The 24,591-nt window shown below is 70.2% G+C and carries 16 protein-coding genes; 4 read left to right on the forward strand and 12 right to left on the reverse strand.

Annotated elements, in window-relative coordinates:
* Nucleotides 1-110: 110 nt before the first annotated feature.
* From ACIQMJ_RS08710 to ACIQMJ_RS08720, 3 genes are read right to left on the reverse strand one after another with little or no spacing between them, the layout of a single operon-like run.
* Nucleotides 111-2,297 (reverse strand): xanthine dehydrogenase family protein molybdopterin-binding subunit, encoded by a 2,187-nt coding sequence (locus tag ACIQMJ_RS08710; protein ID WP_499760337.1) that lies wholly within the window; start codon nucleotides 2,295-2,297, stop codon nucleotides 111-113.
* Nucleotides 2,294-3,277 (reverse strand): FAD binding domain-containing protein, encoded by a 984-nt coding sequence (locus tag ACIQMJ_RS08715; RefSeq protein ID WP_499760338.1) that lies wholly within the window; start codon nucleotides 3,275-3,277, stop codon nucleotides 2,294-2,296. Before ACIQMJ_RS08715 ends, ACIQMJ_RS08710 begins: the two co-directional genes overlap by 4 nt.
* Nucleotides 3,274-3,756 (reverse strand): (2Fe-2S)-binding protein, encoded by a 483-nt coding sequence (locus ACIQMJ_RS08720; RefSeq protein ID WP_499761050.1) that lies wholly within the window; start codon nucleotides 3,754-3,756, stop codon nucleotides 3,274-3,276. The genes ACIQMJ_RS08715 and ACIQMJ_RS08720 overlap by 4 nt, the downstream gene beginning before the upstream one ends.
* 250 nt (nucleotides 3,757-4,006) lie before the next feature.
* Between ACIQMJ_RS08720 and ACIQMJ_RS08725 the strand changes: the two genes are divergently transcribed.
* From ACIQMJ_RS08725 to ACIQMJ_RS08735, 3 genes are all read left to right on the forward strand, one after another.
* The gene (locus ACIQMJ_RS08725) at nucleotides 4,007-4,723 is read left to right on the forward strand and encodes a TetR/AcrR family transcriptional regulator (protein WP_499760339.1); all 717 of its coding nucleotides are present in this window, start codon (nucleotides 4,007-4,009) and stop codon (nucleotides 4,721-4,723) included.
* A gap of 115 nt (nucleotides 4,724-4,838) precedes the next feature.
* Nucleotides 4,839-5,111, forward strand: coding sequence for a hypothetical protein (locus tag ACIQMJ_RS08730; protein ID WP_499760340.1), 273 nt, complete (start codon nucleotides 4,839-4,841; stop codon nucleotides 5,109-5,111).
* Between the two features lie 782 nt (nucleotides 5,112-5,893).
* Nucleotides 5,894-7,141 (forward strand): hypothetical protein, encoded by a 1,248-nt coding sequence (locus ACIQMJ_RS08735; RefSeq protein WP_499760341.1) that lies wholly within the window; start codon nucleotides 5,894-5,896, stop codon nucleotides 7,139-7,141.
* Between the two features lie 174 nt (nucleotides 7,142-7,315).
* Here the strand turns inward: ACIQMJ_RS08735 and ACIQMJ_RS08740 are convergent, their stop codons facing one another.
* Nucleotides 7,316-8,650 (reverse strand): extracellular catalytic domain type 1 short-chain-length polyhydroxyalkanoate depolymerase, encoded by a 1,335-nt coding sequence (locus tag ACIQMJ_RS08740; protein ID WP_499760342.1) that lies wholly within the window; start codon nucleotides 8,648-8,650, stop codon nucleotides 7,316-7,318.
* A gap of 576 nt (nucleotides 8,651-9,226) precedes the next feature.
* Here ACIQMJ_RS08740 and ACIQMJ_RS08745 point away from each other — a divergent pair.
* Nucleotides 9,227-10,840, forward strand: coding sequence for a glycoside hydrolase family 27 protein (locus ACIQMJ_RS08745; RefSeq protein WP_499760343.1), 1,614 nt, complete (start codon nucleotides 9,227-9,229; stop codon nucleotides 10,838-10,840).
* Between the two features lie 588 nt (nucleotides 10,841-11,428).
* On the opposite strand, the gene ACIQMJ_RS08750 is transcribed toward ACIQMJ_RS08745, so the two are convergent.
* From ACIQMJ_RS08750 to ACIQMJ_RS08785, 8 genes are all read right to left on the reverse strand, one after another.
* On the reverse strand, nucleotides 11,429-12,073 hold the full coding sequence (locus tag ACIQMJ_RS08750; protein WP_499760344.1) for a LuxR C-terminal-related transcriptional regulator: 645 nt from the start codon (nucleotides 12,071-12,073) through the stop codon (nucleotides 11,429-11,431).
* A complete protein-coding gene (locus tag ACIQMJ_RS08755; RefSeq protein WP_499760345.1) occupies nucleotides 12,061-13,299 on the reverse strand; it encodes a sensor histidine kinase in 1,239 nt (412 codons plus the stop codon). The genes ACIQMJ_RS08750 and ACIQMJ_RS08755 overlap by 13 nt, the downstream gene beginning before the upstream one ends.
* Before the next feature lie 4 nt (nucleotides 13,300-13,303).
* Nucleotides 13,304-15,772 (reverse strand): ABC transporter permease, encoded by a 2,469-nt coding sequence (locus tag ACIQMJ_RS08760; RefSeq protein WP_499760346.1) that lies wholly within the window; start codon nucleotides 15,770-15,772, stop codon nucleotides 13,304-13,306.
* Nucleotides 15,769-16,512 carry an ABC transporter ATP-binding protein gene (locus ACIQMJ_RS08765; protein WP_499760347.1) on the reverse strand — a complete coding sequence of 248 codons (744 nt, stop codon included), beginning with the start codon at nucleotides 16,510-16,512 and terminating at the stop codon, nucleotides 15,769-15,771. The genes ACIQMJ_RS08760 and ACIQMJ_RS08765 overlap by 4 nt, the downstream gene beginning before the upstream one ends.
* A gap of 1,523 nt (nucleotides 16,513-18,035) precedes the next feature.
* Nucleotides 18,036-18,593: a glycoside hydrolase family 5 protein gene (locus tag ACIQMJ_RS08770; protein ID WP_499761051.1), complete on the reverse strand. Its 558-nt coding sequence runs from the start codon at nucleotides 18,591-18,593 to the stop codon at nucleotides 18,036-18,038.
* A gap of 313 nt (nucleotides 18,594-18,906) precedes the next feature.
* Nucleotides 18,907-20,220 carry an RICIN domain-containing protein gene (locus ACIQMJ_RS08775; RefSeq protein WP_499760348.1) on the reverse strand — a complete coding sequence of 438 codons (1,314 nt, stop codon included), beginning with the start codon at nucleotides 20,218-20,220 and terminating at the stop codon, nucleotides 18,907-18,909.
* A 99-nt stretch (nucleotides 20,221-20,319) separates the two neighbouring features.
* The gene (locus ACIQMJ_RS08780; protein WP_499760349.1) at nucleotides 20,320-22,620 is read right to left on the reverse strand and encodes a carbohydrate-binding protein; all 2,301 of its coding nucleotides are present in this window, start codon (nucleotides 22,618-22,620) and stop codon (nucleotides 20,320-20,322) included.
* Between the two features lie 11 nt (nucleotides 22,621-22,631).
* Nucleotides 22,632-24,362 carry a right-handed parallel beta-helix repeat-containing protein gene (locus ACIQMJ_RS08785; protein WP_499760350.1) on the reverse strand — a complete coding sequence of 577 codons (1,731 nt, stop codon included), beginning with the start codon at nucleotides 24,360-24,362 and terminating at the stop codon, nucleotides 22,632-22,634.
* Nucleotides 24,363-24,591: the final 229 nt, after the last annotated feature.

Raw genomic sequence — 24,591 nt, forward strand, 5'->3', positions numbered from 1 at the left:
CAGTCAGCCGCCCTCGCTCTGGTAGCCATTCACCAGGCCACTCCGGACGGTGCTGATTGGGTCGCCACGCCGTCAGGCTCTCGACCGGTTCCAGTGCCGCGGCCTCCTCTCTACAGCAGCTTGTCCCGCGTGATGGGCAGGTCCCGCACCCGTCGGCCGGTGGCGTGGTAGACGGCGTTGCCGATGGCGGCGGGCACCCCGGTGATCGGGGTCTCGCCGAACCCGCGTGCGCCCAGGGCGGTGCTGCCGGGGTCGGGGTGGTCGACGAAGTGGCTCTCCACGGCCGGGGCGTCCGCGCACACCGGCACGAGGTAGCCGGACAGGTTCGGGTTGACCACCCGGGCGGTGTGCCGGTCGTGGACGGTGTGCTCCATCAGCGCGTGCCCGATGCCCCACGTCACGCCGCCGAGCACCTGGCCGCGGGCGGTGCGGCGGTTCATCACCCGACCCATGTCGTGCGCGGTCACCACGCGGGTGACGCGCACCGAACCCAGCCTGGCGTGCACCCGCACCTCGACGAAGACCGCGCCGTAGGAGTGGCCGGGTGTGTTCTGCAGCCTGCCCGTCGTCTCCACCGGTGCGCCGTGCCTGCCGATGACGGCGCGGTAGCTGTCGCGCCGTGCGCGGTCGCGCACGTGGAACAGGTGGCCGTGCGCGGTCACCACCTCGTCCGCCGGGAGTCCGGCCAGCGGCGACCGCGGGTCGGCCACCGCCAGGGCCACCACCGCGTCCCGCGCGGCACGGGCGGCGCGGTCCACCGGTCCGGTGACGCTCGCGATCGTCGCCGAGCCCGCCGACACGCCCGCGTACGGCAGCGCGCTGTCGCCGATCACGGCGTTGACGGCGTCGAGCGGCACGCCCATCGCGTCGGCGACGACCTGGCCGATCACCGTGTACGTGCCGGTGCCGATGTCCTGGGTGGCGATGCGGACCACCGCCCGGCCGTCGGCGCCGACCGTGACCGAGGCGGTGACCGGCGGGTCGGCCGGTGCGGCGGCGAAGGTGTGCGCCTCGGTGGCCATGCCCCAGCCGACGTGCTCGTCGCCGTCCTTGGTGGCGCGCGGCCGGGGTGCGCGCCGGGACCAGCCGAACGCCTCCGCCGCGATCCGGTAGCAGTCGAGCAGGCGCTTGCCCGCGATCGGCGAGCCGGTCTCCTGGTTGACCGCCGTGTGGTTGCGCCGCCGCAGCTCCACCGGATCCACGCCCACCTGCCAGGCGAGCTCGTCCAGTGCGGTCTCCAGGCCGAAGTGGGCGGTGGTCTCGGGTGAGCGCATGTAGCTGGACGAGGCGAGGTCGAGCGGCACGCCCTCCTGTCTGATGTGGACGTTCGGGCAGTCGTAGAGGGTGCTGGACGAGTCGCTCTCGTTGAAGATCGACTCCTCGGTGCGGCTCAGCTGCGCGGCGGTCGTCTCGACCAGGGCGGTGAGCTTGCCCTGACGGGTGGCGCCGATCCGCAGGTGCTGGCGGAACTCGGCCCGGTGGCCGGTCAGGGTGAACATCTGGGCGCGGGTGAGCACCAGGCGGACCGGTCGCCGGGCCAGCCACGCGGCGGCGACGGTGAGGATGGTGTGCGGCCAGACCGGTCCCTTCGCGCCGAAACCACCGCCCAGGAACGGCGCGAGCACGCGGATGCGGTCCGGCGGCAGGCCGAACGCGGTGGACAGGACCGACCTGGTGAGGTTGACCCCCTGGGCGGTCTCGTGCACCGTCAGGCGGTCGCCGTCCCACTGCGCCGTGGTGGCGTGCGGCTCGATCGGGTTGTGGTGGCGCGTCGGGCTGGAGTAGCGGGCCTCCAGCCGGACCTCCGCCGCCGCCAACGCCGCCGCGGCGTCGCCGCGGGTGATTTCGTTGGGCCGACCCCGGAACGGGAGCGGCAGGTGGGGCGGCTCGGTCGCGTCGTCCATCGACGCCGTCGGCGGTTCGGCGCGGTAGTCGACGCGCACCAGGTTCGCGGCTTCCCGCGCCTGCTCCAGCGTTGTGGCCAGGACGATCGCCACGGGTTGCCCGGCGTGGTGCACCGCGGTGCCCTGCAGGGGGATGAACCCCTTGATGTACGGGAACGTCGGCACGGTCAGGCGCGGCAGGTCGGCGTGCGTGTACACCGCGACCACGCCGGGGTGCGCCAAGCTCTGCGACGGGTCGATGCGCACCACTTCGCCGCGTGCCACCGTGCTGGTCACCAGGAACCCGTGCAGCGCACCGGGCACCGGGTCGTCCGCCGGGTATCGGGCGGCGCCGGTGACCTTGGCGCGGCCGTCGACGCGCGCCACCGGGCGTCCCACGAGTCCGTCGTTCACCGCAGACCTCCCAACCCGCTGAGCAGCTCCACCAGCGCGCGTTGCACCAGCTCGACCTTGAACCCGTTGTGCTGTCGCGGCACGGCGTCGCGCACCAGCGCGCGCCCGGCCCGCTCGATCGCCTCCACCGTCAACGGCGCGCCCCGCAGGACCGCCTCGGCCTCCGGCGAGCGCCACGGGATCGTCCCGATCCCGCCGAACGCGAGCCGCACGTCGCGCACCCGGCCGCCGCGCAGCTCCAGGACGGCCGCGATCGAGACGACGGCGAACTCGAACGTGGCGCGGTCGCGCAACTTCAGGTAGCGCGACCGGACCGCCGCCGGGCCGCGTGGCACCTCGATCGCGGTGATCAGTTCCGCGGGCCGCAGCACGGTGTCGACGTGCGGCGACTCCCCCGGCCGCAGGTGGAACCCGCCCGCCGGGACCTGCCGCGCGCCGTCCGGCCCGAGCAGGTGCACGACCGCGTCGAGGGCGAGCAGGGCGACCGCGAGGTCCGAGGGGTGGGTGGCGATGCAGTGCTCGCTGCCGCCGAGCACGGCGTGGCCGCGGTTCCAGCCCGCCAGCGCGGGGCACCCGCTGCCCGGCACGCGCTTGTTGCACGCCGAGGCCGCGTCCCGGAAGTAGCCGCACCGGGTGCGTTGCAGCAGGTTCCCCCCGATCGTGGCCATGTTGCGCACCTGCGGTGACGCGGACGCCTCCAGCGCCTCGGCCAGCACGGGGAAGCTCTCGCGGACGGACCGGTGCTCGGCGACCTGCCGCATCCGCGCGAGACCGCCGACGCGCAGGCCGTTGGCCGAGTCGGTGATCGACGCCAGGTCGAGCCGGTTGATGTCGACGAGGTGCTCGTGCCGCTGGGCGCCGTCCCGCATGAGGTTCAGCAGGTCCGTGCCGCCCGCGATGAACGCGGCGCCGGGCGTCTGCCGCGCCACGCGCACCGCCTCCGCCGGGTCCCGGACCGGGAGGTAGCCGAACGCCCTCATCGGCGCACCTCCCGGGCCGCGTCGGCGACCGCCGCCACGATGTTCTGGTAGCAGGCGCAGCGGCAGAGGTTGCCGCTCATCCACTCGCGGATCTCCGCCGCCGACCCGGCGTGCCCCTCCCGGATGCACGCGACGGCGGACATGACCTGCCCGGACGTGCAGGCGCCGCACTGGAAGGCGTCGTGGCGGATGAACGCCTCCTGGACCGGGTGCAGCCGGTCGCCGTCGCCCAGTCCTTCAACCGTGGTGATGTCGCTGCCCTGCCTCATCACCGCCAACGTCAGGCACGACTTGACCCGCTCGCCGTCGACCAGGACCGTGCAGGCGCCGCACTCCCCCCGGTCGCACCCCTTCTTGGTGCCGGTCAGCCCCAGCCGCTCGCGCAACGCGTCCAGCAGCGTCACCCTCGGCTCCACGGTCAGGACCCGGTCGCGGCCGTTGACCGACAGGGTGATCTCCGCGCTCTCCCCCGGCGCGATCGCGCTCGGCCCGATCGTGTTCGGCGCGCCGGCCTCGGCGTGCGCCGCGGGCAGGAATGCGGTGCTCGCCGCCGTGACCGCGGTGGACTTCAGCACCGTTCGACGTGTGTGCGCCCGTGCGGGGCGAGGTGGCTCAGGCACCGCATCCTCCTCGACTCGGAATATAACGCGCTATAGCATCGCGTGTAACAGAGTCAGGTATACCGGTCCGGGTGTAACGATGACAACCCTTGACGTATAGCATCGTTACATGGTCGGATCGACGCGACAGCACATCCTCGACGTGACCGCGGACCTGCTCCGGGACGTCGACATCGAGGCCGTGTCCATCCGCGACGTGTGCCAGGCCGCCGGGATCACCGCGCCGACGCTGTACCACCACTTCGGCGACAAACGAGGTCTCCTCGAAGCGGTCGCCGCGGAGGGCTTCGCCCGCTACCTGGCCGAGAAGCACGGCCGCGGGCCGTCCGAGGACCCGTTCGAGGACCTGAAGGCCGGGTGGGACAGCCACGTCCGGTTCGGCCTGACGAACCCGGCGTTCTACGTGCTGATGTACGGCGGCACCAGGGCGCACGAGCACCCCTCGGCACGGGAGGGGTTGCGGGTGCTGCACGACATGCTGGTCCGCCTCGCCGAACGGGGTCGGCTGCTGGTCACGCCCGAGGAAGCCGTGCCCACCATCCACTCCGCGTGCGTCGGCACGACGTTGACGCTCGTCGCCGACCCGGACGCGCCGGCCCACGCCGGCCTGTCCCACCGCGTCCGTGACGCCGTGCTCGCCGCCGTCGTCAAGCCGGAACACCCGACCGGACAGGGGACCGAGGCCCTGCCCGACACGGCACGGGCGCTGCTGGCGACCCTGGGCGGCAACCGCGAGTCGCCCCTGTCACCGGGCGAACGACTGCTGCTGACCGAACTGCTCACCCGCCTGGCCTCCCCTTCCCCGGGCCGAGGTCCGTCCGACTGAACGCCCGATCCAGGCAGCGCACCGGCGGAGCCGACCAGGGTCGCGCCACGCCGGTGCCACGCGCGGCGGCAAAGATCACTGATCTTCGAACGTCGCCGTCGCGGTGCTGAGCCGGGTGTGCGCACGGCACCGGTTCGTCGTGATCGGCGCGCGGGTGCCGCTGGTGCCGGCGCTGATGACGGCCTCACGGGTGATCGGCACACCGACGGACAACGACGTGAGCCTGCCCGGCACCGACGCCCAGCTCGTGCGGGCCCTGACCGCGTCACCGGAGGCCCCGGCCACGTCCGGCACCGTGATTCTCGTGGCCCGCGACGGACGGCTGGACGACGAGGTCCGTTCCGGCGTACCGGCGGACACGGCGGCCTCCCTGCGCCGGGCCGAGTGACGGTGTGCGCCACTGTTTGCGCAGGAAGGCGCTCTGCGGACCGGCCTGCCGCATCAGTCGCTCGACCCGCTTGCGCGACACGCGGACACCCCTGCGGGTGACTGCCTGGGCGCGAACCACTCGGGACGCGGTCGCGCGACGGCGACGAGCACGATGAGGAGAAGTTCGGCCTGTCGTGCTATCACCTCTGCCCTCATCGCCGGCCGATCGGCCGAGCCGGCCGGACAGTCGGCGGTCGAGCATGACAAGGTGGACCGACTCCCCCAGGACATCGATCGACCCGCTGAGTTCACGGTGCGTGACCGGAAAGATAGCGCTCGAGAAGAACCCGGTCCCCCAGTTTCGGCCACGCGGATTCGGCACCTGGGCCGAAAGACGGTCGTCGCACTGCAACGCAGTGCCGGAAACCGAGCCGTTTCGAGCCATCTCGCCGCCCTGCCGGCTGCGGAGCGGCAGCCAGATCACCGAGCCGTACGCAACGGGCCAACCACGACAGACAATGATTCAGAGGTGCCGACACTGGCCGACCTTCGCGTCCAGCGTTACCCGCAACCGAAGAGCGGCAGGGTCATGCCCAGCAAGGAGAACTGGGCGGTCGAACCGATCACCAAACAGAAGCAGAGAATGGTGCTTCCGGGCACCTGGGGAGAGGGTGCGCTGCACCACAAGATCTCCAAGGAGACCCTGAGTGGAATCATTGATGACGATGGCATGGCACTTGTACGTTCCTGGCACGCTCAGGCCGGGAAAAAGGGCGTGCCGGTGCACGTGAGTTCTGGGAGGTGTGCTGCGAGGTCGCAGGCGCCGAGGTCGTCAGGGCGGCGGAAGGCAACCCCTTCAAACTGCTCTGGAACCTGGCGGTCAACCTTTCGGTGGGACCGCCAAGTCCGGTCGGCGACCCGGGCATGGGTTTCGACGCCGACACCGAGCCGGATCCGGACCGGCCTGACCGCCGACGGCTGGACCGGGTGTCCGCTCATCTGAAGAAGCTTGACGACGTCTACACCAAGGCGAGGAAGAGGCGCAAGAGCGTCGTCGGCGACGCGGTTTGGCGGACGATGGCCGACCATCTGCGTGCGGCACAACACGCGGCGACGGAGGCCGACGGCACGCTGAGCAACCCGAAAGAAGAGCAGTGGATCTACGACGAGCAAAATAAGCAACACCAGCGCAAAGCACTACGCTGGTTCCCCAAGGTCGAAGGTGGCGCAAAGATCTTCGAGAGCGAACGCGCCATTGCATCGGATATCCGCGGGTACCTGGCGAGCAATAGGGTTATCGCTGAAGAGACGGTCAGATCAAAAAGCGGATTGTCGCTTACACTGACTTTCGACGAGGCCACAGTACATCACATCTGCCAACGCCACACCTACAGACACTTCGACTTCAGCCAGGTCAAGGCGGTCAATAACTTCTGGCCACCGGGCACCGATTTCGACACGGTGGTGGCCGCAATGGCCGCGACGCTTCGCGACATCACTGAAATATGCCTCACCGAGTTGATGGAACTCAGTTCCGCGGAGTCTGCCAAGCCCTGGAGCGGCCTCAAGGTGAAGTTGGGGAACCGTGAAGCCGGCGGCCACACGGTCTTCTTCATCGCTTCCATCAGAGAAGCCGAGGACAAGACGAGCTCAGGGGTTATCAAGACAATTGCGCCAGACAGCTCCAGTGCTCACGCCTTCCTCGGCACAGAATTGGCGGAGATCGCTGAATTGTTGGGTATCCAGCCTCACCCGCCCCCGCAGCCGACCCTCGAACCAGCGCCGCAGACGCCGTCCGCCTCAGCGCCAACGACGCCGCCCGACGCCGTCATGGAGATCACAACGAAACGACGGTGGAAGTCAGATGGCAAAGTTCCGGCGAATACACCCGTTCCGGCGCCGGTGGAAGTGTTCAACGCCGCCAAGAAGGGCGATCTGAAACACGGTGACTACGTGAAAATCAACGGTGCGGTCTACCTGCTGGCGGTGGTCCGCGTCGGACAGGGGAAGCAGGACATGATCATGTCCACTACCGTCACCCTGGCCTGAGACGAGATGTAGCACCCCCACAGGACGGCCACCCGCCGCCACGGCTACGCGTTCCCGCGCGTCAGCCCCCGAGCAAGCGGTCGTCCTTCACCTCACTGGTGCGACCAGGGGGTCACCATCTCGGCTCGCCTTCCGCGGTGTCGGTACCGCGCTCCGTCGTTGTGCCGGACCGCGTCATGCGCGGGCCCATCGCTGGTTGGCCTGTCCGTTGCAGGTCCACAGCCGCGCGGGCGTGCCGTTGGCGGTCGAGCCGCCGGCGACTTCGAGGCACAACCCCGACTGCACGCCGGTGATCGAGCCGTCGGCGTTGAGCCGCCACTTCTGGTTGGTGCCGCCGTGGCAGGTCCAGATGATCACCAGGGTGCCGGCGGTCGTGCCGGCGTTCTCGGCGTCGAGGCACCGTCGTGAGTCGGCGCCGTAGACGGACAGCTCCTGCGTCGCGGTGGACGTCCACTGCTGGTTGGGCCCGTTCCAGCAGTCCCACACCTGGAGCCGGGTGCCGGCGGTGGTGGACTGGTTCGGCACGTCCAGGCACTTCCCCGCGCCCACCGATCGCAACGGGCCTGCGGTGCCGCCGCCGCTGTCGAGACCGAGGAACGAGATGGCGTACGCGAGCATCCCCGCCTGCGGGAGGGTGTGCCCGGTGCCCGCGATGCTGATGCCTTCCACCGTGGCCCTGGTGCCGGTGTCGCCGTAGCGGGTCCGCGTCCAGCTCGTCTGCGGGCGGTCGGTGGAGGAGGGGGTCTGGCTCAAGCCGTGGAGGTTGGTCCACTGCTTGATCTCCTCGCCGAAGTTGCGGTACGCCAGGGTGGTGTCCTGGTCGCCGTGCCACAGCTGCATCCGCGGGTAGGAGCCGGTGTAGCCGGGGTACATGGACCGGGCCAGGTCGCCCCACTCCTGCGGGGTCTTGACGATGTTCCCGCCGGAGCACTGGCTGTTCCACAGCGAGCCGTTGGTGGTGGCGAAGCACCCGGCGGGCACACCGGAGAAGGCCGAGGCCGCGGCGAAGACGTCCGGGTACTGGGCCGCCAGCACGTTGGTCATCATGGCCCCGGACGAGAACCCGCTGACGACGATGCGGGCCGGGTCGGCGTTGTAGCGCTGGCGGGCCCAGCCGACCATGGACATGATGCCCGTGGAGTCGCTGCCTCCGTTGCGGGTCAGCCCGGCGCGGGTGGACACGTCGAAGCAGCGCCCCTCACGGGTCGCTTCGGGCACCACGACGACGTAGCCGAACCGGTCGGCGGCGGTGGCGAAGTCGCGGCCGTTGCCGTTGAAGATCGCGCCGGCCGACCCGCCGCAGTAGTGCACCAGGACCAGCAGGGCGGGCCGAGGTGCGACGTTGTCGGGCACGTAGACGTACATGCCCAGGTTCGTGGGGTTGGCGCCGAAGTCGGTGACGCGGGTCAGCGTGGCGGCCGCCGCGGGCCCTGCCGACACCAGCGCGGCACCGAGGGCGAGCGACAGCAGTGACGCCATCGTCAACAGGGTGGTGAGCATTCGTCTCATCTGTGGCTCCCGGGTGGACCACCGCCGTCACCACCGCCCTCAAGCGTGTCGTCGCTTGGCGCGGCGGCGTTCCGGCCACCGTGCGATGACCGGCTGCGAGGTGTGGTGGACGCGGTCGTGCCGTTGTGCGCGTGGTTCGGAGTCGCCGCGAGTGCCGTACCGGATCGCGGGGCCGTGACTTGCGAGCCAATGTAGCCACGCAGAGGACCGGCAGTCAACGCACCAACCAAGCGATGTTGTTAGCGTTCACCTATGCCCGATGTCGTCGAATTGTCGTCGAACAAATTAACCGGAGAATCACGTAGTCGCAGCTAGAGGCCATGTTAAAGCGTTAACCGAGAGCTCCGTCTCAAATGGCGATTCACCTGGATTGCCGAACACCGCTTTTCATCGGAGCTGTCTTGTGAACGTGAACAACGAATGCGACACTGTCTCCCCGAGCCTGCGCCGCTGACGGAATCCGCCACGTCACAGCCCGCCGGCAGACCTGTCGAGCCCGGAATCCCGGAGCAACCGAGGAGTGAGATCAGGGTGACAGCAACTCGACTTCCCCGTCCCCGCAGGGCGGCGACGCTGTTGGCAGCAGGCATCCTGCTGCTGTCCGCGATGGCGGCGGTACTGCACGCGCCGCCCGCCCAGGCGTTGGACAACGGCGTCGCGCGCACCCCGCCGATGGGGTGGAACTCGTGGAACACGTTCGGCTGCAACATCAACGAGACGTTGATCCGGCAGATGGCCGACACCATGGCCGGCTCCGGGATGCGTGAGCTCGGCTACCAGTACGTGGTCGTCGACGACTGCTGGATGAACCCCAACCGCGACTCGTCGGGCAACCTCCAGGGCGACCCGAGCCGGTTCCCCAGCGGCATGAAGGCGCTGGGCGACTACATCCACGGCAAGGGCCTCAAGTTCGGCATCTACCAGGCGCCGCTGGCCGAGACGTGCGCGCAGTACTTCGACTCCTACCCCGGCGCCACCGGCAGCCTGAACCACGAGGAGCAGGACGCCCGCCAGTTCGCCGCGTGGGGCGTGGACTTCCTCAAGTACGACTGGTGCCACCCCAGCGGCACGATCGACGACCAGGTGCGCACCTTCGCCAAGATGCGCGACGCGCTGCGCGCCACCGGGCGCCCGATCGTCTACAGCATCAACTCCAACAGCATCCACGACAAGACCGGTCCCCGCCGCAACTGGAGCGACGTGGCCAACATGTGGCGCACCACCGAGGACATCACCAACAAGTGGGACACCGGGCAGACCAACGGCTACCCGATGGGCATCCAGAACATCGTCAACGTCACCGTGCCGCTGGCCTCCTACGCCGGACCGGGCGGTTTCAACGACCCGGACATGATGGAGGTCGGCCGCGGCGGCATGACCGACACCGAGATGCGCAGCCACTTCGCCCTGTGGGCGATCATGGCGTCACCGCTCATCGCCGGCAACGACCTGCGCAACATGAACTCCGCCACGACCACCATCCTGAAGAACGCGAACCTCATCGCCATCAACCAGGACAGCCTCGGCCTGCAGGCCCGGCAGATCTCCAACGACGGCACCCGCCGCGTCCTGGCCAAGCGGCTGGCCAACGGCAACGTCGCGGTCGCCCTGTTCAACCAGGGCGGCGGCACGACCACCGTCTCCACCACGGCGAGCGCGATCGGCCTGTCCGGCAGCTCGTTCACGCTGCGCGACGCCTGGACCAACGGCACCACCACCACGTCCGGCACCATCTCCGCCAGCGTCCCCTCGCACGGCACCGCCGTGTACGTCGTCAGCGGTGGTGGCGGCCCCGCGCCCACGTCGTTCTCCCTGGTGAGCCAGAACTCCGGTCGCTGCCTGGACATCCCCGGCAGCACACCGACCAACGGCGCGCTCGCCCAGATCTGGGACTGCAACGGCCAGACCAACCAGCGCTTCACCACGACCGCGGCCGGTGAGCTGCGCGCCTACGACGGCGCGAAGTGCCTGGACGTCTACGACCAGGGCACGGCCAACGGCACCGCCGTGACGTTGTGGGACTGCAACGGCCAGGGCAACCAGCAGTTCCGCCTCAACTCCGACGGCAGCGTGACGGCGGTGGCGTCGGGCAGGTGCCTGGACGTCAACGGCGGCGCCACCGCCAACGGCACGAAGGTCATCATCTGGGACTGCCACGGCGGCACCAACCAGCGCTGGACCCGCACCTGACCCCCGGGCACGACCGCGGGTTCCGAGTCACCGCCGACCGGAACGGCACCAAGTCCTCACCCACCCGGTTCACCCTCAACGGCTCAGCCTGCACGGCGCCCTGATCCGGCGGGGCGGTGGCGGGGGGGGGGGGGGGGGGGCGCCCCCCCCCCCCCCCCCCCCCCCCCCCCCCCCCCCCCCCCCCCCGGGGGGGGGCGGGGGGGGGGCGGCCCCCCCGGGGGGGGGGGGGCGGGGCCCCCCCCCCCCCCGCGCCCGGCGGGGGGGGGGGGCCCCCCGGCGGGGGGGGGGGGGGGGGGGGGGGGGGGGGGGGGGGGGGCGCCCCCCCCCCCCCCCCCCGCGACAGCCGCACTCGCCGACTCCGCCGGCTGGTGTTCCCGGCGGCGTCACGGGCCTTGACCGTGAAGCGGTACGCGGTGTTCGGCGTCGGGCAGGTGACGGTGCAGGTGGTGGGGGTGACGTCGGTGCGGCCCGGCGCGCCGGTAGTGCTGGCGTGCGGCATGAGGCGTTGGAGGAACGCGACTCCGTTCAACCACGGGAGGAAAACGCCTCCGAGCTCCCCCGGGAAACGCAGGCTGCCACCGGCCGCCGTCACTGGTTCAGGTAGGCCAGGACGGCTTGGACGCGGCGGTGGGTGTTGTCGGCGGGTGGGAGGTTCAGCTTGTTCAGGATGTTGCTGATGTGCTTCTCGACGGAGGGTGGGGCCAGGACCAGTTCGGCGCAGATGGCGGAGTTCGACAGACCTTGGGCGACCAGGGCGAGGACCTCGCGTTCGCGGGGGGTCAGGGTGGTGATCCGGTGGTCGCGGGTGTTGCGGGCGAACAGTTGGCGGATCACCTCCGGGTCCATCGCGGTGCCGCCGGCGGCCACGCGTTCCAGGGCGTCCAGGAATTCGTCCAGGGCGGTCACGCGGTCCTTGAGGAGGTAGCCGATGGCGCCGTTGCCGTCGGCCAGCAGTTCGGTGGCGTAGGTGCGCTCGACGTACTGGGACAAAATCAGGATCGGTGCCTTCGGGTCCTGCTTGCGCACCGACAGCGCGGCGCGCAGTCCCTCGTCCCGGAAACCCGGCGGCAACCGCACGTCCACGATGGACAGGTCGGGGCGGTGTTCGAGCACGGCCCGTTCCAGGTCCGGCGCGTTGTCCACCGCCGCCACGACGGTGTGCCCGGTGTCGGTCAGCATCCGCACCAGGCCGTCCCGGAGCAGGAGCAGGTCTTCGGCGATCACGATGCGCATGGGAACTCCGCGAGAACGGTGGTGGGCCCACCCGGTGGACTGGTGACCTCCATCGTGCCGTCCAACGCCTCCACCCGACGCCGCAACCCGTCCAGACCGGAGCCGGCCGGGTCCGCGCCGCCCCGCCCGTCGTCCCGCACGACCAGCGTCAACACCCCGTCCGACCGGCGCAGCCCGATCGTGCACTCGTCCGCTGAAGCGTGCTTGACCGTGTTCGCCAACGCCTCCGCGACCACGAAGTACGCCGCCGACTCCACCGCGGGCGGCAGGTGGCCCAGGTCCGCGGGTGCTTCCACGACGACCGGGAGCGGCGCGTCGCCCGCCAACGCGGTCAACGCGGCGGTCAGCCCGCGGTCGGTCAGGATCGGTGGGTAGATCCCGCGCACCAACCGGCGCAACTCGGCGAGCGCGTCGTCCAACTGCCGCCGCGCGGTCAGCACGTCCGCCCGCGCCGGGTCGTCCAGCAGACCGGCGGCCCGCAGCTTCCGGTCGGCCAACGCCAGCGTCATGCCCGCCGCCACGATCCGTGCCTGGGCACCGTCGTGCAGGTCCCGTTCGATCCGCTGCAACTCGGCGGCCTGCGCGTCCACCACCCGCAGCCGGGTCGTCCGCAGCGCCTGCACCTGCTGCCGCAGTCGCGCCCGAGGCCCGGCCTCCAGCAGCCGCACCCCGATCGACGCCTGCACCCACGACACCTTGGCCACCAGCCACGACACCGGCCACAGCACCACGAGCCCCGACGCGGTCAGGCAGAACCGGCCGCCCACGGTGTTGAACAGCCAGTCCGCCACCGGGGGCAGGTGCGGGTTCGGCACCGCCCACAGCCACACCGGCGCCAGGACCACGCCCAGCTCGACCACCCCGGCGACCACACCCGCCACGCCGGTCGACACGCCGATCGGGAACGCCAGCAGCAGCCACGCCAGGTCACGCCACGTCGCCGGGTCGCGGATCACCGCACGCCCGCACGTCCACGGGTTCGTCCCGGTCACCGGCCCGTACGGCGACTCGATCACCCGGCCCAGCGCCCACCCGGCCCGCCACCGCTCCAGCCGGGCGATCCGCCTGCTCACCCACGTCACCACCAGGAACACCGGCGGGCCGAGGTAGGTGAACGACAGCAGGCCGGTGGCGAGCGTGGTCACCACCGCCCACACGAACGACGCGGGCCCGATCACCAGACCGGCCAGCAGGTGCGCCAGTGCCCTGGCAGCGCGCGGGAACACCTGGTCAACCTAGCTGAGGCAGGGCGCGGCGGCGGACCACCACACGTGCGGGAACCACGCCGGCCACCAGACCGAGGAGCCCGACACCCGCCACCATCCCGAGGTACCGCGCCGGGTCGACGAACAGCCGCCACCGCCCGTCCTGGGCCACGCTGAACGCGCCGACCACCACCCCGCTGATCACGCACCCGAGCACGAGCGCGACCGCCACGGTGATCAACGCCTCCCGGTCGAGCAGCCGGTGCAACTGCCGTGCCGTGGCACCGGTCAGCCGCAACCCGCCGAACTCCCGCCGCCGCGCTCCGGTGGCGACGGCGAACGTGTTCACCACCGCGATCGCGGTGAAGCCGAGCGAGATCGCCACCATCAGCTCCCACGCCGCCTGCTGGTTCTGCACCTCCGCCGTGCCACCACGGGCGGCACCGAGCATCGGGAAGGCCGCCAGGTCCGGCTCACCGCGCAGGTAGACGGCACCCACCAGGCCACGAGGGTCGTGCGCCGCAACCAGCTCCGCGTCCAGCACCAGGTCACCGAAACCACGCCAGTGCTCGAACACGGCCACCACGGCCAGCGTCGTGCGCGTGCCGTCGGCCAGCCAGAAAGTCGGTCGGTCGCCGACCCGCCAGTTGCGCTGCGCGGCGAGCGGGCCGCTGACCGCCACCCCGCCGGCCAGACCGTCCAGGCTCCCCGCCGTCACACCGAGGTCGAGTGCGGGCTCACCGGACAACCGCAGGCCCTGTGCCGGGTAGTCCTCCGGCTTCCCGCCCTGGTCGACCACGATCCGCGTGCCCAGGGTGAGGGCCGATCCGGTCACTGCGGGCAGCGCGGCGACCTGTTCGGCGGTGGCCAGCGGCAGGCCGGGCGCGTTCGTCGCGGCCACCTGGACGGTCGCCGGCGCGGTCCGCGCGACCTGCTGGTCGGCGGTCACCTCGGCGAGGACGTCCCCGTTCAGCAGCATGGTCGCGTTGATCGCGAACATCAGCGTCAACGGGATCGCCACCCCGACCACCCGGCGGCTCTCGGCGCGGGTCATCGCGCCGGCGACCCGGCCGAGCACCCCGGTCAGCCCGACCAGCCGGGACACGACCGCCGTCAGGCCACCGACCAGGATCGGGCCGAGCGCGGCGGCGGCGCACAGCAGCAACGCGCACGAGACGAACCCCATCCCCATGCCCAGCGGCCCGCCCAACGGCACCAGCCCCAGCACCGCCGTTGCGCCCGCGACCAGCACGGCCGCACCCACGATCCGCGGCACCCGACTGCCACCGCCGACCGTCACCGCCTCCCGCAACGCCTGCGTCGGCGCGATCCGCACCGCACGCCGGGCCGCCACCGAGGTGGACGCCAGTGTCACCAGCAACCCGACCGCGGCGGACGCGATCAGCACCAGCGGGTCGACCACCACCGCGAACTGCGCCGGCACCGCGCCCAACTCGCGGAACCGACCGGCCACCAGGTGCGCCACCACCACGCCGACCGGTAGCGCCGGCACCGTCGCCACGACCGTGACCAGCGCGATCTCCGTGCCGAGCAACCGCCGGAGCTGACCGGGCGTGGCACCGGCGGTGCGCAGCAGGGCCAGTTCCCGCAGCCGCTGCCGGACCGCGAGCGACACCGTGCCGGTGAGCACGAACACCGCCGCGAACCCCGTGATGCCCAGCACGAATCCGAAGATGGAGATCGCACCGACGTAGTCGGGCACCGCGCCCGGCAGGTCGGCGTTCACCTTGTCCGGTCCGGTGTGCACGGTCGCCGGCCCGACCCGCTCCGCCAAGGCGGCGACCACCTGGTCCACATCGCCCGAGACCCGGACCGCGACCGCCGTCGGCCCGCTCAACCCGGACAGCTCGGCGACTTGCCGATCGGCCACGAACACCGCCGCCTGCCCCGGCACACCGCCGGTCACCACACCCGCCACCCGCACGTCACGCGCGCCGGTCCGGGTGGTCAGCCGCACGGTCTGCCCGACCGCCAACCCGAGTTCCGCACCCACCGCCACCTCACCCGGCGCGGGCGCGGTCCCCTCACGCAGCACATACGGAGTCAACTGCGCCGAAACCCACCCGTGCGCCACCACGGACGCACGTTCCGGCGCACGCACCGCCGCCCCCGAAACGTCCAGCGCGACCGGGAACGCCGCATCGGCCACCGCCGTCCGCACGCCGAGAGTCGCGGCAACAATGTCCACCAGATCACCGGGCAACGGCTGCGCGCCGATCAACCGCTCGGTCTTGGTCTTCGTCTTGACCTTGTCGCCCTTGGCCACGCTGCTGGTCAGCTCGACCGACCGCTCCACCGCGACGACCGCGTCCACCGCGCCGAACCGGTCACCACCGGGCCCGGCGGTGAGCACGGAGCAGAGCAGCAACCCGCTGCCCGAGATCAGCGCGACGGCCAGGAACGCCGTCAGGAAAGTCCCGGCGAACGCACCGAGGCGTCGCCGCACGCTCGCGACGGCCAGCTTCAGCGTCATCGGGTCAGCTCCGTCATCCGGGCCGCGACCCGCTCCGCCGTCGGCCGGACGAGATCGCCGGCGAGCCTGCCGTCGGCGAGGAACACCACGCGGTCCGACCACGCCGCCGCAGCCGGGTCGTGGGTCACCATCACGACGGTCGCCGCCGACTCGTCCACGAACCCGCGCAGCAACGCCAGCACCTCGCGGCCGGTGGACAGGTCGAGCGCGCCGGTCGGCTCGTCACCGAAGATCACCTCCGGCCGGCCCGCCAACGCCCGCGCCAGCGCCACCCGCTGCTGCTGCCCGCCGGACAACTCACCGGGCCGCGACCGCTCCCGCCCGCCCAGGCCGACCCGGGCCAGCACCTCGCGCGCCCACGCCTTGTCCGGCCGCACGCCCGCGAACCGCTGCGGCAGCAGCACGTTGTCCCACACCGACAACCCGTCCACCAGGTTGAACGCCTGGAACACGAACCCGACGTGCCGCCGCCGCACGGTGGTCAGCTTCGGCTCCCGCAACGCGCCGACGTCTCTCCCGGCCAGCACCACCCGCCCACCGGACGGCCGATCCAGCCCGGCCGCGCAGTGCAGCAATGTCGACTTGCCCGACCCGGACGGCCCCATCACCGCGGTGAAGGACCCGCGGGCGAACCCGACCGTCACGCCGTCGAGCGCCCGCACCCGCCCCTGGTACACCTTCGTCACGTCGGTCAGCGCGACGACGTCCGTCCCCACCTGCGAATCCCGCACCAGAACCATGCCGATGAGCCTTCCGGCCGACCGCGCCGCAATCCACCGTGCGGGCTTTGATCCCGGTGGTATGGCTGTCCCTACCCGGTGAGGCCGTGCTCATAGGCGTGGATCACCTCGTGCACGCGGGTGCGGACGCCGAGTTCGGTGAGGACCCGCGCCACGTGCGCCTTGACCGTGCCTCCTCGATCGTCAGGGCGACGACGATCTCGGCGTTGTTCAGGCAGCGCACGACGTGTGGTGATAACGCCCGTGATAGATCCGCCAGCCGTTCGTCAAGAACCCACACTCCGTCATCGGGGTCGCTCCTGTGCGAGCACGGCGGTCCGCGCGCAAGGACGAATTGGTCACGGCCTGCGAAACCGTCCCCGACATCAGGCATTCCGCTGGCGGCCCCGGCATCATTCCGCCGGAACCTACCGTATGCCCTGCGACAGGACGACCGCCTCCGCTTTCACATCAAACCACTCCTGTGGAATACCGATACAGCTCGCGGTATCCATTGAGGGAAGGACGTGCGCAAAAGTCTCGCACTACTCAGAATTGACCTACGAGCCCTTCGATTCGATCAACTGCGGATACTTCGACGGCAACCCGATCATCCAGTACAGGGAATGAGGGATCGACTACGCAAGGAACTCCAAGAACGACACCTACCTCGACGTCACCGGACCCGCCGGCGTGCACTGTGTCGCCGACCCGGCAACGCCTGAGTATTCTACGAAAACCACGGAACACCCGACAGCGGCCCGAGCACCGACTTCGCATCCGGGTCACCGTCGATTCCGTCGACTTACCGGACATCGTGGAGGACCAGTTGCCGGAACTTTCGGAAAATCCCGCGTCGAATCCGACACGGGAATGGGTGGACACGCCAGAGGTTCGCACGGAACTGAAGCTCCTCGTCACCGGGACGCCTGGGGAGCGTGTCGCGCTCCTGCACCGACCGGTCGACGGCACCATCTGCGACATGACCATCGAAGAAGAGAACGCCGCCCGATTCTTCAACAAGGTCTCGACAGCCTTCGGGTTCGTAAACATGATCCACATCAACAATGGGTGCCGCTCACTTGCCCCCAACGTCCGAGCACTACTTCCCGAAATTCTTTCGTCCGGGACTCGCGGTACCTTCGAAACGACCGGACGAGAATATATTCAGGCCCGTCCTGCACTGTCGAGCTCGGATCGGATTGATTCGAACCGCCCCGAGGACGGTCGACCCCAAGCACCCACTCGGTCTGGGCGAGGGCCACCTCTAACAGCAAGACCACTCGACTCGAATCACCGATCGATACGCAGGCACCAGCCAGGTGGGCAGGAGGGCAAGGTTTGGGGTGGCCAGGTCTCAATACCCGTTTCCGAGCAGCGAGTGCGTCCCCGAACAACGTAACGCCACACCTCTCGATCATGCCCTGGAGGTCCGAGGTGCGGTGGGAGGTGGGCCGCACGTTCACTGACTGCTCGCGGAGCGGACGAGCGAGCGGTGTGCGCTGTCGGACGGCAGCGCACACCGCCTTGCCACCGCGCCGCACTCACCTCATGTTGGCCACCACGAACGGGCTGTGGCCGCGCAGGTAGTTGTTCCACCCGCCGGTCACCGGCGCTCCCGGCGAGAGGAGGTTCGTGGTGTCGGTGCCGACATCGAGCTTCCACGCCGTCCACGAGATGCCGTTGGTGCGCATCCAGTCGATCCACGCTTGAGCCTCGGCCTGGCAGATCCGACCGTCGAGGCCGCCGTCGGCGTGGCTCGCGCCCCACTCGGTGACGAACAGCGCCAGACCGGTGCGCATAGCGGTGTCGCCCATGGCCCGCAGCCAGGACGTGTGGCTGCACGAGTAGAAGTGCAGGGTGTACATCAGGTTCGTGCCGGAGACCCGGTTGGACGCGGCGACATCCACGCCCCGCGACCAGTTCGGGGTGCCGAGCACGACGATGTTGTCCGGGTCGACGGACCTGATCGCGCTGACGACCGCCTGGTGGTACGGCCGGATCACGTCGTTCCAGCTCACCTGCTTCGGTTCGTTCCAGGGTTCCCAGATGACGTTGGGCAGGTGGCCGTAGAGGCGAGCGAGGTCGGTGAAGAACGCAATCGCCTGTGACTACGACCGGTTCGTCTCGTGGGCGTGGTAGTCCACGATGACGTACACGCCGGCGGTCACCGCGTTGTTGATGATCGTCTCGATCTGTCTGCGCGGGCTTGCCGGGGTCGCTGAGGTAAGCGCCCGACGGCTCCACGCCCATGGCGGCGCGGATCACCGCCCACGTCGGTGGGAGCCGGTGGTTCTCGGTCCACTTGACCCTCCTTGAGCCAGGTCGTCCGGATCCGTGGGAATCCGGCACGAACTTGTGTTCTTCCGGGTGCGGTGGTCGGTTGTGCGGATCCGCGCCCCGTCGGGTCGCGTGTCACACCCGTCGGCGGGTGAAGCGTTGGTTGGGGTTGCCGTTGTAGGTCCACTGCGTGATGCGGGCGCCGTCGGCGGTGGAGAACTCCCACACGTCCATGGCCAGGCCGGACTGCCGGTTGACCAGGCTGATGATGTCGCCGCCGTGGTCCACGACGCGCCACTGCTGGTTCGCCGCACCGCTCGCGGGCTGCTGGGTGACGTCGGTGCCGGTGTTGTTGTCGGCGACCTGGAGGAACAAACCGCTGTGCCGTGCCTTGACCCGGACGTGGCCGTCGCCGGTGTCGACGAACTCGAACTGCTGGTTGGGGCCGGTGCCGGGAGTCCACTGGATGAGCCGGGCGCCGGCGGCCGTGGAGGCTTCGTCGACGTCGGCGGCCTTGCCGCTGTGCTGGGCGGTGAGGGTGTAGGCGGCCGGACCGCCGGGCGTGTCGCCCAGCTGGGCTTCCCACCTGGTGTTGGAGCCCGCGGCGTCGGCGGGGAGGCGGTCGCGTGCGGCGGTGTCGCCGTACATGGTCCAGCGGGCCCAGTCGACGACGGTGCGGGGGAAGCGCTGGTCGTTCCAGAAGCTGGTGTGGCTGCCGCCGACGAAGGTGAGGAACGCCTTGGGCCAGGTCATCTCGTCGTACGCCTGCCGGGCCGAGCTGTACCCGGTGAGGGTGTCGCGGTCGCCGTGGACGAACAGGACCTTGGCCGAGATCGAACCGGACGGGGTGCCCTGGTCGGTGCACGACTGCGGGTTGGCGGAGACGATGCGGCTGTCGGGCCAGGAGGTGAGCAGGCCGTGGGTGGTCATTCCGCCCAGGGAGTGACCGGAGACGCCGACACCGGTCGAGGTGTTGATGTGCCCTGCCAGCGGTCCGCTGGTGTTGAGGGCGAGGGTGTTGGTGATGATCTGTGAGACGTCCTTCGGGGTGTTGCCGTTGGCGACGTCGGCCGGGTTGTGGTTGAAGTGCGGTGCGGGGACGACGAAGCCCGCCGAGGCCAGGGCTTGGACGATGAACAGGGAGTTCTGCGGGCTGCTCTGGTAGCCGTGGGTGAAGTTGTAGACGGGGAAGACCCCGTCGGCGGCTGGGGCGTTGGTCACCGGGCCACCACCCGCGGTGCCGGTGGCGGGGTAGTAGACGTAGGTGGTGCACGGACGGCTGCCGCGGGTCCAGTCGTAGCGGCGCACGCCGACCGCGAACGGTGTGGTCGGTGCGGTGGCCAACGGGCCGACGGTGGCCGGCGCCCGTACAGCGCCGAGCAGGGACAGGCCGACGCCCGCTGCCGCAGCCGCGCCCGCTTGGAGAAAAGTCCGCCGTTGCACGGTCATGGGTGACTCCTTGCGCACGAGGGGGTGGTAGCGGAGGTGGGACGGGAGTGGGGGTCGCAACGCGCAGGGCACCCGCGTCCCACCCCCGCGACAGGAGGGTCAGCCGACGGTGACGTCGAGGTGGTCGATGTTGGGCAGGCCGTCCGCCGTGGTGGGGTCGAGGCGGACGGTGTTGCCACCGGCGGTGAGGGAGGCGGTGAGGTTCTTGGTGGACCAGGTCGTCCACGCGCCGGTGGACTCGAACGACACCGTGCCCACCACGGACCCGTTGACCACGAGGTTCACCGGCCGCGCGGTGCCGCTGCTGTGGCCGTTGGCGAACCGCACGCCCAACGTCGCCGTGCCGGCCTGCGCGGCGTTGACGGTGAACTGGGCGTAGGCGCCGACCGCGGCGTTGCCGTTGCAGAACCCGTTGCCGGTGAAACCCGCCTGGTTGGAGTCGATCGTGCCCTGGCACACCGCGGGCGACGTCTCCGCCTCGTAGCGCTGCCCCACCTGCGTCCCCCCGTCGGTCCTGACGAGGCCGAGCTGGTCGACGGCGAGGTAACCGTTGCCGCCGGCCGCCCTGATGGTGACGGTGGCGGTGCCGGCGGCCAGCGGGATGTTCGCGAGTTCACGGCGCGCCCAGCCGCTGGAGGCCGGGATGGTGAGCGTGCGCGAGCCGCCGGCGGCGTCGGTGACGATCACCTGCGCCGCGCTGAGCGAGCCGGAGGTCCTGGCGTGCAGCGACAGCCGGTAGGTGCCGGCCGGAACGGTGATCTGCTGCCGCGCGCCGCCGGCGAAGGACTGCCCGGCGCCGACCTGGAAGGCGAACCGCGACCCGTTCGCGCCGGCGACGTTGGTCACGAGCGAGCTCGGGCCGGACTCGCGGAAGTTGGTCCAGCCGGTCAGGGTGGACGTGGTGATGCGGTCGGCCTGGAAGTCGGGGTTGAGGATGTAGTTGTTGTTCGGCCCGACGCGCCACTCACCGGTCGTGGCGTTGAACTGCCACTGGCTGACGGAGTGGAACCGGGGCCGCGCACCGGTCCTGGTGATCGGCATCCACTGGTTGTAGCCGATGCCGTTCCAGGCGAAGTCGGCCCAGCGGTCACCGGCGAAGATCACGGTGTTCTGCTTGGTGCCCTTGACGGTGACGAAGAACCCGGTCTGGGTGACGTGGCTGTAGTCCAGCTCGGTGCCCGCCAACGTGTATTCGGCCGAGTAAGTGCCCTGGACGCCGTTGCCGGTCGACTCCAGGACGTGGGTGACGGAGGTGTTCCAGCCGTGCAGGTCCGAGGCCGCGTGGTAGTACCTGCCGTCGAGCTTGAACATCGCGTTGCCCTCGCGACCGGAGGAGCTGTAGCCGATCTGCACCGCCGGTTCCAGCCGCAGCGAGTCGGACTCCCGGAACTTCGAGACGAAGGCGCGGCCGCGGCCCTCGCGGTTGGAGAAGACCAGGTAATCCCTGCCGTCGTCGTCGGTGAAGACGGTCTGGTCCCCGGTCCCGGTGGTCGGTGAGTTGACGATCTGGGCCTGGAAGTAGCCGTAGTCGAAGGTGTCGGTGGGCGAGTCGCCCTGCAGGAACAGGACGCCGTGCCCGCTTCCTGCGTAGACCTGGGTGGCGAGCACGTACTTGCCGGTGGTCTCGTTGTAGGAGACCCCGAGCCGCCCGACCCACCCCGCCTGGCCGAGCGTGCCGCCGTTGTCGATCGGCGTGGAGCGGGTCGCGACGCGGTTCTCGAACTTCCAGTTCACGAGGTCCCGCGAGGAGTAGACGGGGATCGAGATGAAGGAGACCTCGTTGTCGTACTTGCGCGTCGGGTTGGCGCGGTAGCTCTCGGCGCCGAGGTAGTGCACGCCGTACCAGTAGTAGGTGTCGCCGAACTTGAAGACGCCACCGCCTTGGGAGTAGATGGGGTTGCCGTTGGTGTCGTTCCAGAAGGTGTTGTTGGTGATGGTCTGGAACGTGCCCTCGTCGGCGGCCACCAGGTCGGCTGCGGCCGAGTCCAGGGCCGTCTTCGCCGCGGCGACGTCCGCCGCGGTCGCCGACCCGTCGCCCACCACGCGGTCCGCGGTGGTCAACGCCTGGGCGAAGGGCGCCCACGAGTCGGTGGTGTACTTGGTCGGGATGCGGGTCCGGTAGTCGGTGACCAGCTTCTTCAGCCCGCGGACCATCACCAGCCCGTCGCCGGCGCCCTGGGTGGTGGATCCGGACTTGTCCGCCGAGAACTCCGCCCAGGAGTCGGCTGTGTAGTCCTCGGCGGAGTACCGGGGCGCTTCCGCTGCGGCGGAATCGGTGGCCGCGGCCTGTGGCTCCGCGGAGGCGACGTAGGCCGGAAGCGGGGCCGTCAACGATGCGAACAGCAGCGCGGCGACGGGCAGTGCGCGCCGCTTCGACGAGGTGCTTGGTGCACGGGTCATTTCGGTGCCTTTCACAGGGTGAGGTGGTCGACGTCGGGCAGGCCGCCCACCGTGGTCGACTCCAGTCGGATGGTGTTGCTGCCGGCGTTGAGGGAGGCGGTGAGGTCCTTGGTGGTCCAAGTCGTCCACGCGCCGGTGGACTCGAACGACACCGTGCCCACCACGGACCCGTTGACCACGAGGTCCACCGGTCGCGCGGTGCCGCTGCTGTGGCCGTTGGCGAAGCGGACCCCGACCGTCGCCGGGCCTGCCATCGGCGTGGTGACGGTGAACTGGGCGTAGGCGCCCACGGCGGCGTCACCGTTGCAGAACCCGCTGCCGGTGAAACCCGCCTGGTTCGAGTCGATCGCGCCCTGGCACACCGCCGGTGCCTCCTCTGCTTCGTACCGCAGGGGCGTCGGTGCGCCGCCGGACTGCTCGAACGCGCCGAGGTCCGGTGCCACGCCCGTGTAAGGCAGGCCGACGTTCACCCCCTTGTCGATCAGGGTGCTGTTCGCGGTCAAACGCAGGTGGGGCAGTACGGGCAGGCTGCCGTCGGCCTGGCGCGGGGCGTCCCAACCGGAGGTCGACACGCTCTGGAACTGCGCGTCCGACAGGGGCAGACCCAGGTTCCAGGAGTTGTTCGAGGCACTGGTGCCGGTCATGTTCGCCGTGGCGGTTCCGCTGTAGGCGATGTTGTTCCGCAGGTTGCCGCGACCGACCGTCGCGCCGCTGGAGTCGACTCCCCGCATGTCGAAGTTGGGGCGGTTCCCGAAACCGGTGTTGTTGAGGTAGTCGTTGACCACCGGGTGGTGGTTGTTGTAGAAGCCCGCTGCCTTGTTGAGGAACGCCACCGAGGTTCGGACGGTGTGCTTGACCGCGCCCCGGTCGTAGTCGCCGCCGTAGCCGCCGGATTTGAAGCCGGTGCCGTTGCCCGCGCTCGTGGTGGTGCCCGGCACGTACCCGTTGCGCCACGACCAGGAGTTCTCGATCGTCACCGACGAGTAGGCGCTGATCAGGTCGAAGCCGTCGTCGGCGTTCCACCACGCCCGGTTGCCGCGGAACACGTTGCCGGGGTTGCCCGCCTTGATGTGCGCGCCGAAGCCGTCGGCGTTCTCGCCGGGCCCGTCCGAGCTGTTCGCGTCGTAGTTCTCGTGCGAGTCCGAGTTGAGCACCAGGTTGTCGCGTCCGTTCTGGATAAACAGGCCGGCACCCATGTGGTGGTGCGTGTCGATCTGCTCGAAGGTGTTGTAGCTGCCCGAGATCCAGATCCCCCAGGACTCCGCGTTGAGGTTGTTGTTCTGCCGCACGCCGATGACTTCCAACCCCTTGAGGTGCAGCCAGTTGCCGGTGACGTCGAAGCCCTTGATCCGGCAGTCGTCCCTCATGCGCGAGAAGTCGAAGACCGGTCGCTCCCCCGGGTAGGCCCAGTAGCGGATCGGGCTGCCGGACGCGCCGCTCTTGTTCAAGGTGATCGCGTCGACCCGGGCCGTCCGGCTCGCGCAGGCCGTCGTCGCGCGGGTGTAGGCATAGGTACCGCCCCGGAGGTACACCGTGTCCCCCGGCGCGGCGGCGGTCTGCGCGCGGGCGATGGACGCCCAGGGGGCGGCTTGGGTGCCCGCGGCGCTGTCGTTGCCGGTGGGTGCGACGTAGTAGGCGTTCCCGGCCGTCGCAGCCGTGCCGGGCACGATCACGGCACCCAGGGCGAGGGCTGCGGAGGCGGTGACGACGTGCAGGGCACGCCACCGCGATGTGAGGTGCACGAGGATCTCCTCAGGTGACCACGGCCGGTGTTGCCGACCGGGCGATGTGGTACGCGGTCATCGATCTCTTTGATCGAGTGCCGGCAGGAGCAGCTTCCACCGTTGGCGTTGACGACTCGCTTCGCTTGGCGTCGACTGCCCGGCCTCGAGCATCCGGGCACGGCTACTCACCGGTCAGCCGATAACCCACTCGCTGGTTGGCCTGTCCGTTGCACGTCCACTGCCGCAC

It is taken from the genome of Actinosynnema sp. NPDC091369 (assembly GCF_044757065.1).
Classification (GTDB): Bacteria; Actinomycetota; Actinomycetes; order Mycobacteriales; family Pseudonocardiaceae; genus Actinosynnema.